Raw genomic sequence first — 12310 nt, 5'->3', positions numbered from 1 at the left:
TCGCCTGATAATGAGGCGCTGACAAGCACATCAAGCTAAGCCGCTGATTTCTATAGAAACCCGTTGGCCGTTTCTTGGCACAATTGAGTCGCCAACAACCCCAGCGTCATCAAGGCCCGCTCTGCCTCACGGTTCCAGGGGGTACCGCAGTTCAAACGAATGCAGTGGTTGAACTGCTCGGTGTTACTGAAAATCAGCCCTGGCGCGATACTGATGCCTTGTTGCAATGCCCGCACATGCAACTCCTGGGTATTGACCCGTCCCGGCAGGCTGACCCACAGGATGAAACCGCCGTTGGGACGGCTCATTTGCGTGCCTTCGGGGAAGTGCTGTTGCACCGCCAGCTGAAAGGCGCTGAGGTTCTTGCGGTACTCCTGGCGGATATAGCGCAGGTGCCGGTCATAGCCGCCGTTTTCCAGGTAGGCGGCAATGCCCATCTGCGTAACGCTGCACGCCGAGTGAGTGCTGAAGGTCTGGAGCCGCTGGATTTCCTGCTGGAATTTCCCCGCGATCATCCAACCGATGCGCACACCCGGCGACAACGTCTTGGAAAAGCTCGAACAGTAGATGACCCGGTCCAGCCGATCGTAGGCCTTGAGGGCCTTGGTGCGCCCCTGCTCGAACATCAGCTCGCCATAGATATCGTCCTCGACGATCTGGATGTCGAAGTCCGACGCCAGGCGCAGCAGTTGCTTTTGCCGCTCCTCGGGCATGGTGCCGCCGAGGGGATTACTCAGGCGCGTGGTCAGTACCAGCGCCTTGATCGACCACTGGTTGGCCGCCAACTGCAAGGCCTCCAGGCTCATGCCGGTGACCGGATCGCTGGGGATCTCGATGACCTTGAGGCCCAACAGATCCGCCAGTTGCAGCAAGCCGTAATAGGTCGGCGACTCAGCGGCGATCAAGTCCCCCGGCCGCGTCAGCACCCGCAAGGACATCTGCAGCGCGTCGACGCAACCGTGGGTGATCACCACCTCGGAAGGGTCCACCACGACACCGGCGTCGCGCATGCGAATCGCCACTTGGCGCCGCAACGGCTCGAAGCCCGGGCTGAACATGTAGCTGAACGCCCGTGGGCTGTGGAAACGCGTGACCTTGGCCAATTGCTGATGCAGGGCCCGGACAGGCAGGTAGTCGACACTCGGCACCGCCGCGCCCAGGGGGAACACCCCTTCGCGGCGCGACTCGACCAATACCTGCTGGATGATGCTGCTGCGCGTCACCAGCCCCGGGCGCTCTACCCGGGCGATGTCCGGTGTCGGTGCCGTCAGGGCCGGTGTCTGGTGCACGTAGTAGCCCGATTGCGGCCGCGCGCGAATCAGCCCCTGATCTTCAAGGTTCGCGTAGGCCTGCAACACCGTGGCATGGCTGACGTTGAGCTGCGAACTCATCTTGCGCACCGAAGGCACGCGTTCACCGGGCTGATACACACCGCGCCGGATGTCTTCAGCCAGCTGTTGCGCAATACGTTGATAGAGCAGGAGGTTGGTCATGACGCAGCACTCGATTTCACGGGCATTTTATTCTTGTCGGAAACGATACCGGAACAGTTTAGAAGTGTACTGGGACAGTTGCCAGATTACTCGACAGTACAGTGGAGTGACAGCTCTAACTGTACTCATCCTGCATCGATTAAAGGGCTAAAAAAACCCGGCGCCTGCTACAGGGGCCGGGTTTTCCAGTGACGCAACCCTTAGCGGGCGGCGCCGAGCTGGCCTTTTTCGTCGGAGAACACAATTTCAACGCGACGGTTCTGGGCCCGGCCCCGCTCGGAAGCGTTGACGTCCACCGGGTACTCATCACCGTAGCCTTCGACCTGGATGCGCTTTTCATCAATCCCCAGGTCCACCAGCACATCCGCGACCGCTTGCGCGCGATCGCGAGAGAGCTTGAGGTTTTCCTGCTTACCGCCCGTGCTGTCGGTATACCCCTCGATACGCACCACGCGCTTGGGATTGAGCTGCAAGAACTGCACAATCTTGAGCACCACCCGGTTGGCCGAGTTCTTCAGTTCCGCTTCGCCGGTGTCGAACAGCACGTCGCCCAGGGTCATTACCAGGCCGCGATCGGTCTGGGTGGTCGCCATCGCCATGATCTGTTCTTCAAGCCATTTGCCTTGCTGCTGCACACTCAGCAACTTGGATTCGCGCAGGGCCAACTGCAGGCGCTGACGCTCCAGTTCAAGCTTCGCCGCGCGCTCTTCGTTGAGCACCTGATTGCTGTGCTCCCGGGCGATCGCACTGTAGCGCTGGCTCAGGTAGGCGTAATGTTGCACATCCTCGCCGCTGCCCCAGTAGCTGGACAAACGATCGGCACGGGCCAGGGACTCCCCGGCGCGGATCACATCCCGAGGCGCGGCACGCAATACGTTGGCGTCTTCCTTGACCTTCTGGAAATCGGTGCTGGCCTGCTCGAGCGCCGCTTCGCTGCGTTGGCCGGCGCAGCCATACAAGCTGGCCAGGCCGGCGAGGACCAGACCGCCCAATACGTGGGAGTGCTTCATTGGGCATCCTCCCTCAGCTGTTTGCGCAAGCGCTTGATGCGGGTGTCGAGCACGTTCAGTTGCTCCTGGCTCTTGAGGGTCAGCACCTTCGCTTCGGCCAGGCGGGCGTCGAGTTCAGCCTGTTCGGCCCGCATGCGCGCCTTCTTGTAGGATTCGTCGGCCATGTTGGATTTGGCTCGGGCGAATTTTTCTTCAGCCAGTTTCAATTCGGGCACTTCATCGGCGGTGGCGCCAACGGCCCGGGCTTGCTGCAGTGCCTGTTCGGTCAGGCGGATCTGTTCATTCGGCGCCGGATCGGCTGCGCAGCCCGCCAGAGCCAGAACGGCCAGGGCAGCGAAAAGAGGTCGAATAGTCACTAATGTTCCCTACTGTTTTGGGGCACTGACAGGCGGCTGCAACTGTGTTTTCCAGCGTTCGAGATTGCGCTGCAACACAGCCTCCGTCAGACCGGACGCGGCCAATTCTGTCATCTTTTGCGCCAGCTGTCCGCGTAACCATGGGTCATTGCAGGCGGAGTTATGGGAAACCGCGAGGAACAGCCCGGGTTTGTCCACCGGTTGCGGTGCGGCTTGCAGGTCGTTGGCCATGCCCAGTGTCTGCGCCATCGCCAGACCCGAATAGCGACCCGCCAGGACATATTCCACCTCTCCCAACAGCAATTTCTGAAAGGCCTGGGTCAGATTGGGCGTGCGCACCAGGGACAATTGCTGCTCGGCAAAAACGCCAAATCCCTGGGTCATTCGGGATTTTTCCGACAAGGCACCGAGGTGACCATGAAGGTCCCCGGGCTGGTTGATGACCAGCGTCGAGTCCTTGCGGGTCCAGACCAGGTAATCGTTTTCCAGCAAGGGCGGGTGGACGTAATCCAGCGCTTCAAGCCCCGTGCTGCTCAGTGGCGCGTCGGTGAGCAGGTCCATGCGCCCACTGCGCACTTCATCCAGTGCCTGGGCGCGCTTGCCAGCGTAAAGCAGCTCGATCTTGATCCCCAGTTCGCCTGCCACTTGTGCCAGCAGGTCTGCGCCAGCGCCGATCAGGTGCTTGGGGTCCTGAGGGTCTTGCCAGAGGTAAGGCGGTGCGTCCGGGCTGCCGGTGGCGATCAGGCGTTCACATTTGCCCAACGCCAAGACGTCCGAAGATACCGTGGACAAGCCTAACAGTAGCGACAGCGCAGCGATGTAAAACCTGTCCATCTTTAATTCCTGTGCAGATACCGGTTGGAAAGCGGATGTCGCTCCGACAGTTATGATCTCTGTTCCTAAAGGGAAATGTCACGGGTACGGGCAACTATCGAAAACTCGAGACCTCACCATAGGGTAAGACGCCAGTCAAATACAAAAATGAGTCGCTGCATCTCAGGGGCTAACCCGAAACTTAACGCAACACCGAAAACACCTCCACTAATTAACACTCATCTACCCTGTAGATTTACTGAGTGGTCAACCCGGATCACGACCGGTTCCGACGTACTGCAAACAACAAAAAACATGAGGAAAAGAAAATGAACAATTCCTACCTTGATGTTCGGGATTTCGGTGCTATTGGCGATGGCATCACTGACGATGCCCTCGCCTTTCAACGGTGCTCCGATGCAGCTTTCCTTGAGAACAAAACCATCTCGGCGACGGGCCGGTTTCTAATAAAACAGCAAGTCCTGATTTACACCAATCTAGATTTTGCCAACGCTCATTTGATCATGGACTCAGGCGGCCTGGCGATCATGGAACATCCGGAGCAACGCAAGCAGCGGAGTTTTTCTGTCGCCAAGGGTGACTTTGCTCCCACGCATCTGATTTATCTGGGCACAGATCTCAGCGGCACACTGCCCAGCGATATCATTGATGAATATGCCGAAAGTTTTGTCGTAGTGTCCAGTGACGATACTTATATTTTCCGCAATGGCGACAGAAATGCGCCTCAAAAGAAAAGTACGGTCACGCTCATGACCAAATACGGTCGATTGGTCTATCCGTTGAGCTTTGATTACTCCAGGTCTGCAACGGTAACGATTAAATTACGCAAGCTTCCGCAAAGCAGATTGCAGATCAAGGCTCCCTCCATAGAGGTCAAGGGACCGGTCACCTTCCCGATTTTTCAAATAAATCGAGACCTGGTAGACGTGATCGGCTTACGTTGTATCTGCAAGACTTTTGACGATACTTACTATGCGCTCACCCGTTGCAGCGACTGTTACGATGTCTCCTTTTACGGGGTCAATCTTCCTGGATACGGGTGGCCGGCTTATCAGCCAGGAATTTCCCCGAAAGCCATCTATGACGTGATTCTCAATGCATGTTTAAAAATGAGCTTCTCCAACATCTCCGGAAATACCGGCTGGAAAACGATTGACGGCAATAATGTTCGTAATGTCAGCGTCGTTGATTCCGAACTGGAAGCTTTCCACTGTCATTTCAATGCTCAAGACATTCAGGTCAGAAATTGCGTCTTTCATGGAAAAGGCTGCTCATTTGGAACAGGCAGCGATGACTCAGTCATCGAGATCCTCGATTGCAAGTTCATGACACGTTCCTGGAGCGCCCTGGGCATGCGCACCGACTATGGAGAACTACGAGGGACGCTGATCGTAGAGAACTGCACCTTTCAGTTCGTAGATAAAGCACAGACGCGAACAACGTGCATACTGGTCCTTGACGACAGCGCAATAAGACTGATGGATCAACCTGAAACCTACGCACTACCTTCGAATATTCTTATTAGAAATATAAAAATCTTCAGCAAACAGGCCTGCGAACTGATCAGTTTCCCCACTGAGGATCACTATAACAACCAACGCAAACTACTCCCTCCGAGAAATATCAATATCAGCGGCGTAGACGCCACGACAGCGCAAGGCGGTATCTCATTCGATTATGCCTTCCTTCCATTCAATGGTGCCGATTCCGACGTCGTCAATATCAGGCTTGAAAAAATAAGAATGCCACCATCGCGCGGTTTTATATTGCGCGTTGGCGCAGCGGACACTCGCCAGAGCAAAGTGCATTTTTGCCTGAAAGTGATCGATGTCGACGCAGTCTATGGCTTCTTGATGGGCAGCAGAAAATCGGAGATTCATATTCGCGACTCCAGCGCCAGCCGTCTCAGATGCTATTGGGGTGGGCACGCCCAGCTAAAAAGCTTGAGCCTCGAGAATGTGGTCGTGAAGTTTGGAAGCAACTACAACGATAACGATATTTCCCTGGACACCCCTCAAGTGGGATTCGTCAGTGTCGTTGACTGCGTCTTCGACGCGTCTGCCTATAAAGCGGCCACAGGGAACACCTTGAGCCTGGGTAGCTCAACCGCTCATCGATCGAGCAACAACGTTGCGATCGAATGCTACGGCAGCCATGACAATGAGAACTTCAATAGCCTCGGAAGAAAGCCAATTATCCCTGGCCTGGGACGCCCGTCGAACTACACGGTTGGGCCCGACGGTCTCCTGGTCAGAAACTGGCCCTGAGATCCACTACACGCCCCGTTGAACAGGCATAAAAAATCCGATGCCACGATCTGGCATCGGATTTTTCAGGGAGCCCAGCGTCTACTTGGACAAGCAGTAGCAAAGGCAAAAAACCGGGCTCCTTCCTGAAGTGAAGAGGCCGGATTAGACCAGCTTCTCCAGCTCAGGGATGGCTTCGAACAGGTCCGCTACCAAGCCATAGTCAGCCACCTGGAAGATCGGCGCTTCTTCGTCCTTGTTGATCGCAACGATCACCTTGGAGTCCTTCATGCCGGCCAGGTGCTGGATCGCGCCGGAGATACCGACAGCGATGTACAGCTGTGGCGCAACGATCTTGCCGGTCTGGCCGACCTGCATGTCGTTGGGTACGAAACCTGCGTCGACCGCCGCGCGGGAAGCGCCGACAGCAGCACCCAGCTTGTCGGCCAGGGCGTACAGATGCTTGAAGTTGTCACCGTTCTGCATGCCACGGCCGCCGGAAACGACGATCTTGGCAGCGGTCAGTTCAGGACGATCGGACTTGGCCAGTTCTTCGTTGACGAAGCTGGAGATGCCAGCGTCGTGGGCAGCGCCTACGGCTTCGATGGCAGCCGAGCCACCTTCGGCGGCCACCGGGTCGAAACCGGTGGCGCGGACGGTGATGACCTTGACCGATGCGTTCGATTGCACGGTGGCAATGGCGTTACCGGCGTAGATCGGACGCTTGAAGGTGTCGGCGCTTTCTACCGAGATGATCTCGGAGATCTGGTCGACGTCCAGCGCAGCGGCAACGCGCGGCAGGATGTTTTTGCCGTTGGAAGTGGCGGCTGCCAGGATGTGGCTGTAGCCCTTGCCCAACTCGGCTACCAGCGGTGCGATGTTCTCCGGCAACTGGTGTGCATAGGCGGCGTTGTCGGCCGACAGCACTTTTGCCACGCCAGCGATTTTCGCAGCGGCTTCGGCAACGGCGCTTGCGCCCTGCCCGGCCACCAGGACGTGCACATCGCCACCGATTTTGGCGGCAGCAGCAACGGTGTTCAGCGTGGCCGGAGCCAGCACCTTGTTATCGTGTTCGGCGATTACCAAGATAGTCATGTTTAGATTACCTTCGCTTCGTTTTTCAGTTTCTCGACCAGTTCAGCCACCGACTTGACCTTGATGCCCGCGCTGCGTGCAGCCGGCGCTTCGACTTTGAGGGTCTTGTTGGTGGAGGCGGTGGAAACGCCCAAAGCGTCAGGCGTCAGCACTTCAAGCGGCTTCTTCTTGGCTTTCATGATATTTGGCAGGGACGCGTAGCGCGGCTCGTTCAAACGCAGGTCAGTGGTGACGATGGCCGGCAGTTTCAGGGAAACGGTCTGCGCGCCGCCGTCGATCTCGCGCGTCACGGCAACGCTGTCGCCGGACACTTCGACTTTGGACGCGAAGGTGCCCTGACCGTAGCCGCTCAATGCCGCGAGCATCTGGCCGGTCTGGTTGTTGTCGCTGTCGATGGCTTGCTTGCCGAGGATCACCAGCGATGGCTGTTCCTTGTCGACAACGGCCTTGAGCAGCTTGGCCACGGCCAGGGAAGTCAGGTCTTCGGCGGATTCGACGAGGATGGCGCGATCGGCACCCAATGCCAGCGCGGTGCGCAGTTGTTCCTGGGCGGTGGTCGGGCCGATGGAGACGACGACGATTTCCGTTGCCACGCCCTTCTCTTTCAGGCGTACGGCTTCTTCCACGGCGATTTCGCAGAAAGGGTTCATCGACATCTTGACGTTGGCGAGGTCGACGCCGGAGTTGTCCGCCTTGACGCGAACCTTGACGTTATAGTCGACCACTCGTTTGACAGCTACAAGAACCTTCATGGATTCCTCGTTACTCTCCGGTGAAAAAAAGTCGCCTAGGCGAACCTGGCGGTTGATGCTCATGGGCGCAAGGGCACCTCTAAAAACGCCGGCATGAACCACACATGACCCTGCTCACGGAGTGAAGACCATTCGTCAGTGATGACCGATGAGTCATTCATTATCGCGGCGTGTAAACTGCGCCTCGGAACCGCGCAATACGTCACTTTGTGCTGCCTTCGCCCTGTCTTTAGAGGTGCTCTTGAAACCAACAGTCAGCCTACGGCGAGCGCAAAACCGCCCGTATCTTGACCGGAACACCTATTCCGGTCAATACGGCAAAATGGCCAGTCATAAGCCGTACGTCAGTGATTTATCTGGGCTGCGGCAATTTCAAACAAACGTTTGTATTGGACCCTGAGAGTGGTGTAGATATAATGCGCCGCTTAAGAGAGACCCGCGGTTCATCCATTGTCGCTTTCGTCGCTTTTCGCGAAGGAAACAACGGATGCAACGCCAAACCTCCAATTAGAAAAACTGTGAGCCTTGAGTAGGAGATAGCCTGTGGAACGCGAATACATGGAATTCGACGTGGTCATCGTCGGTGCCGGCCCCGCTGGCCTGTCTGCCGCTTGCCGACTGAAACAGAAGGCCGCCGAAGCCGGTAAGGAAATCAGCGTCTGCGTGGTCGAAAAAGGTTCCGAAGTCGGTGCGCACATCCTCTCCGGCGCGGTGTTCGAGCCCCGCGCCCTGAACGAACTGTTCCCGGACTGGAAAGAACTCGGCGCACCGCTGAATACGCCTGTCAAACGCGATGACATTTATGTCCTGAGAAACGCCGAGGCCGCGAGCAAAATCCCTGACTTCTTCGTGCCCAAGACCATGCACAACGAAGGCAATTATATTATTTCCCTGGGCAACCTGTGCCGCTGGCTGGCCCAGCAGGCCGAGAACCTGGGCGTGGAAATCTACCCGGGCTTCGCCGCCCAGGAAGCGCTGTTCGACGAAAACGGCGTGGTGCGCGGGATCATCACCGGCGACCTGGGTGTCGACCGTGAAGGTCACCCGAAGGAAGGCCTCTACACCCCCGGCATGGAGTTGCGTGGCAAATACACGCTGTTCGCCGAAGGCTGCCGTGGTCACATCGGCAAGCAGCTGATCAAGCGTTTCAACCTGGACAGCGAGGCCGACGCCCAGCACTACGGCATCGGCCTGAAGGAAATCTGGGAAATCGACCCGGCCAAGCATCAACCCGGCCTGGTGGTGCACACCGCTGGTTGGCCGCTGGACATCATGGGCACCGAGAACACCGGCGGCTCCTTCCTCTATCACCTGGAAAACAACCAGGTGGTGGTCGGCCTGATTATCGACCTGTCCTACAGCAACACCTTCCTTTCGCCGTTCGACGAGTTCCAGCGTCTCAAGCATCACCCGGTGCTCAAGCAGTACCTGGAAGGCGGCAAGCGCGTCAGCTACGGCGCCCGTGCCATCTGCAAGGGCGGCCTGAACTCGTTGCCGAAAATGGTCTTCAAGGGCGGCGCGCTGATCGGTTGCGACCTCGGCACCCTGAACTTCGCCAAGATCAAGGGCAGCCACACCGCCATGAAATCCGGCATGCTCGCTGCCGAGGCCGTGGCCGATCGCCTGTTCGCCGAGTCCGAAGGCGGTGATGAACTGACCGCCTACGTCGACAACTTCAAGAACAGTTGGCTGTACGAAGAACTGTTCGCCAGCCGCAACTTCGGCGCGGCGATCCACAAGTACGGCGCGATCGTCGGCGGTGGTTTCAACTGGCTCGACCAGAACATCTTCGGCGGCAAAATACCGTTCACCCTGCACGACAACAAGCCGGACTATGCCTGCCTCAAGCTGGCCGCCGATTGCAAGAAGATCGATTACCCGAAACCGGACGGCAAGCTCAGCTTCGACAAACTCAGCTCGGTGTTCATCTCCGGTACCAACCATGAAGAAGAACAACCCTGCCACCTGAAGCTGACCGACCCGAGCATCCCGATCGGCAAGAACCTGCCGCTGTACGACGAACCAGCCCAGCGCTACTGCCCGGCTGGCGTGTACGAAGTGGTGACCAAGGAAGACGGCGAGAAGCGCTTCCAGATCAACGCCCAGAACTGTGTGCACTGCAAGACCTGTGACATCAAGGATCCTGCGCAGAACATCACCTGGGTATCCCCGGAAGGCGCTGGCGGGCCGACTTACCCGAACATGTAAGCCGACACGCTGAACATCGAGGCTCCCGCAATGGGGGCCTTTTTGTTGCCTGCCATCCAAGGAACACCGCAACCCAATATGGGAGCGGGCTTGCTCGCGATGACGGCAGCCCATTCAACCTTGATGCAAGCTGAACCGCCGCTATCGCGAGCAAGCTCGCTCCCACAGAGAACATCGCAGGATCAGGCGGCGCGCTCTTCTCCGGGGTTGCGCTCGAAGTAGCGCTTGTACTCCCGACTGAACTGCGACGGGCTCTGATACCCCACGTGATGCGCCACCTGGGCCACACCCATGCCGTCGATGAGCAGCAGCCGCTGGGCCTTGAGCAAACGCAAGCGCTTGAGGTACTGCACTGGCGAGAGCAAGGTGCTGCGCTTGAAATGTTCATGAAAGGTCGATGCGCTCATGTTCGCGCAACTGGCCAGTGTCTCGACGTTCAGCGGCTCGGTGAAATGCGCATGCAGATGGCTCAGCGCCGCGGCAATCCGAGCGAATTGCCCATGCTGCTCCACCAGCGCCCGCAATACGTCGGCCTGAGGCCCGCGCAACGCGACGAACAGCAATTCCCGCAGCCGCGCCTGGCCCATGACCTGGCACTCCAACGGATCGTGCAAGCAGTGCAACAGTCGCTCGACACACCCTCGCATAGCACCATCGAGCGCGGCGCTGGTCATGGATTCAGGCGTCTGCGCCGCCAGGCTTCGCCCCGGCGCCAGCCCCATGGCCAGCACCAATTCCCCCAACATCGCCCGATCGATCGCCACGGAAATCCCGAGCAACGGAGCATCGGGCATGGCATAGGTTTCGCACTCGAACGGCACCGGCAGCGCCTGGATCAGGTAGTGCCCGGCGCCGTACTCCAGCGTGCGCGGTCCCAGGTAAGCCAGCTTGCTGCCTTGGGCAATGATCACCAGGCTTGGCTCGTAGAGCTGCGGACCACGGGCGATGTCCTCGCTGCACCGCAGAACTTGTACCCCAGGCAGCGAGGTCGGGATAAAACCGTCACGGGTCGCCAGAGGTTCGATCAGCGAAACCAGCGCCGCGTTGGCATCGAGATGGCGGGTCAACAACATGATGAAAACTTCACGAAATAAGGGATGGGAACATCATCGCAGGTCTGGCGTCACATAGAACCAATTCACGGCCAAGGTCGGAGGATTAGGCATGACACCCGTAGGAATCGTCATCGCCGAATATCGCCATGGCTACCAGAATAGATCGCCTCACCACCGTTCACTGCTTCACTGCTTAGCGAGGTCCATTATGTACACCGCCATCGGATATGCCGCTCAATCACCCACCGCCCCCCTCGCCCCCATGAAGTTCGAGCGCCGCAGCCCGCGAGCCGACGATGTGGCGATCGACATTCTCTACTGCGGCGTCTGTCACTCCGACATCCATCAGGCCCGCAATGAATGGGGCATCGCCGTTTACCCGCTGATGCCCGGCCATGAAATCATCGGCAAAGTCACCGCCGTCGGCGCGGACGTCACCCGCTATAAAGTCGGCGATCTGGTGGGCGTTGGCTGCATGGTCGACTCCTGCCGCGAGTGCGAAGCGTGTCACGCCGACCTGGAGCAATACTGCTACCAAGGCATGACCCAGACCTACGCCAGCCCGGATCGCATCAGCGGCGGCCACACCATGGGCGGTTACTCCAACAGCATCGTGGTCAAGGAGCACTTTGTGCTGCGCATCCCGGCAGCACTCGACCCGGCCAGTGCCGCGCCGATTCTCTGCGCGGGCATCACCACCTACTCGCCGCTCAAGCACTACGGCGTGAAGGCCGGCGACAAGGTCGGCGTGCTGGGCATGGGCGGACTCGGCCACATGGGCATCAAGTTCGCCAAGGCCATGGGCGCAGAAGTGACGCTGTTCACCCGCTCGGCCAGCAAGGCCGAAGAAGCCCGTCGCCAGGGCGCCGACCATGTGATCGTGTCCACTGACGCCGAGCAGATGGCCGCTGCGGCCGGACGTTTCCACTTCCTGCTGGACACCATTCCGGTGCAGCACGACCTGAACCCCTACCTCGGTACACTGCGGTTCGACGGTGTACACATCCTGGTGGGCCTGGTCGAGCCGATCGATCCGCCAGTCCATGCGGCCAACTTGATCATGGGCCGTCGCGTCCTGGCCGGCTCGTTGATCGGCGGTATCGCCGAAACCCAGGAAGTGCTGGACTTCTGCGCTGAACACAACATCAGCTGCGACATTGAAATGCTCGACATCCGCCAGATCAACGAGGCCTACAGCCGCATGATCGCCGGGGACGTGAAGTACCGCTTCGTCATCGACATGGCGACGCTCAAGGCCTGA

Annotated in this window: 10 protein-coding genes; 3 read left to right on the top strand and 7 right to left on the bottom strand. The window is 58.5% G+C overall.

Features of this window, described 5'->3' with window-relative positions:
- Window positions 1–50: 50 nt before the first annotated feature.
- The 4 genes from BM317_RS15040 to BM317_RS15025 form a co-directional block, all read right to left on the bottom strand.
- On the bottom strand, window positions 51–1493 hold the full coding sequence (locus tag BM317_RS15040; protein WP_092168571.1) for an aminotransferase-like domain-containing protein: 1443 nt from the start codon (window positions 1491–1493) through the stop codon (window positions 51–53).
- Window positions 1494–1693: 200 nt separating this feature from the next.
- The gene (locus BM317_RS15035) at window positions 1694–2503 is read right to left on the bottom strand and encodes an OmpA family protein (RefSeq protein ID WP_014339473.1); all 810 of its coding nucleotides are present in this window, start codon (window positions 2501–2503) and stop codon (window positions 1694–1696) included.
- A complete protein-coding gene (locus BM317_RS15030; protein WP_072406275.1) occupies window positions 2500–2859 on the bottom strand; it encodes a DUF4398 domain-containing protein in 360 nt (119 codons plus the stop codon). The genes BM317_RS15035 and BM317_RS15030 overlap by 4 nt, the downstream gene beginning before the upstream one ends.
- 9 nt (window positions 2860–2868) lie before the next feature.
- Window positions 2869–3693 carry a substrate-binding periplasmic protein gene (locus tag BM317_RS15025; protein WP_092474833.1) on the bottom strand — a complete coding sequence of 275 codons (825 nt, stop codon included), beginning with the start codon at window positions 3691–3693 and terminating at the stop codon, window positions 2869–2871.
- A 308-nt stretch (window positions 3694–4001) separates the two neighbouring features.
- Here BM317_RS15025 and BM317_RS15020 point away from each other — a divergent pair, with 308 nt between their 5' ends.
- Complete coding sequence (locus BM317_RS15020; RefSeq protein WP_092474830.1) at window positions 4002–5960, top strand: hypothetical protein; 1959 nt, start codon at window positions 4002–4004, stop codon at window positions 5958–5960.
- 144 nt (window positions 5961–6104) lie between these two features.
- On the opposite strand, the gene BM317_RS15015 is transcribed toward BM317_RS15020, so the two are convergent.
- Together BM317_RS15015 and BM317_RS15010 are read right to left on the bottom strand one after the other, a co-directional pair.
- Complete coding sequence (locus tag BM317_RS15015; protein ID WP_072406279.1) at window positions 6105–7034, bottom strand: electron transfer flavoprotein subunit alpha/FixB family protein; 930 nt, start codon at window positions 7032–7034, stop codon at window positions 6105–6107.
- A 2-nt stretch (window positions 7035–7036) separates the two neighbouring features.
- A complete protein-coding gene (locus BM317_RS15010) occupies window positions 7037–7786 on the bottom strand; it encodes an electron transfer flavoprotein subunit beta/FixA family protein (protein ID WP_014339477.1) in 750 nt (249 codons plus the stop codon).
- Between the two features lie 543 nt (window positions 7787–8329).
- Here BM317_RS15010 and BM317_RS15005 point away from each other — a divergent pair.
- Window positions 8330–9994, top strand: a complete 1665-nt coding sequence (locus BM317_RS15005) for an electron transfer flavoprotein-ubiquinone oxidoreductase (protein ID WP_092168562.1) — start codon at window positions 8330–8332, stop codon at window positions 9992–9994.
- 182 nt (window positions 9995–10176) lie between these two features.
- Here BM317_RS15005 and BM317_RS15000 read toward each other — a convergent pair whose 3' ends face one another.
- Window positions 10177–11067, bottom strand: coding sequence for an AraC family transcriptional regulator (locus BM317_RS15000; protein ID WP_092168559.1), 891 nt, complete (start codon window positions 11065–11067; stop codon window positions 10177–10179).
- Between the two features lie 190 nt (window positions 11068–11257).
- On the opposite strand from BM317_RS15000, the gene BM317_RS14995 reads away from it, so the two are divergent.
- Entirely contained in the window at window positions 11258–12310 is a 1053-nt protein-coding gene (locus BM317_RS14995; protein WP_092168556.1) for an NAD(P)-dependent alcohol dehydrogenase, read from the top strand.

This window comes from Pseudomonas sp. NFACC24-1 (assembly GCF_900115235.1).
Classification (GTDB): domain Bacteria; phylum Pseudomonadota; class Gammaproteobacteria; order Pseudomonadales; family Pseudomonadaceae; genus Aquipseudomonas; species Aquipseudomonas fluorescens_AA.
This window is presented reverse-complemented; position numbering and strand designations above follow the sequence as displayed.

Excerpts from the sequence above, each read along its gene's own strand:
- BM317_RS15040 (WP_092168571.1), bottom strand. The coding sequence starts at position 1,493 with ATGACCAACCTCCTGCTCTATCAACGTATTGCGCAACAGCTGGCTGAA.
- BM317_RS15035 (WP_014339473.1), bottom strand. The coding sequence starts at position 2,503 with ATGAAGCACTCCCACGTATTGGGCGGTCTGGTCCTCGCCGGCCTGGCC.
- BM317_RS15025 (WP_092474833.1), bottom strand. The coding sequence starts at position 3,693 with ATGGACAGGTTTTACATCGCTGCGCTGTCGCTACTGTTAGGCTTGTCC.
- BM317_RS15020 (WP_092474830.1), top strand. The coding sequence starts at position 4,002 with ATGAACAATTCCTACCTTGATGTTCGGGATTTCGGTGCTATTGGCGAT.
- BM317_RS15015 (WP_072406279.1), bottom strand. The coding sequence starts at position 7,034 with ATGACTATCTTGGTAATCGCCGAACACGATAACAAGGTGCTGGCTCCG.
- BM317_RS15010 (WP_014339477.1), bottom strand. The coding sequence starts at position 7,786 with ATGAAGGTTCTTGTAGCTGTCAAACGAGTGGTCGACTATAACGTCAAG.
- BM317_RS15000 (WP_092168559.1), bottom strand. The coding sequence starts at position 11,067 with ATGTTGTTGACCCGCCATCTCGATGCCAACGCGGCGCTGGTTTCGCTG.
- BM317_RS14995 (WP_092168556.1), top strand. The coding sequence starts at position 11,258 with ATGTACACCGCCATCGGATATGCCGCTCAATCACCCACCGCCCCCCTC.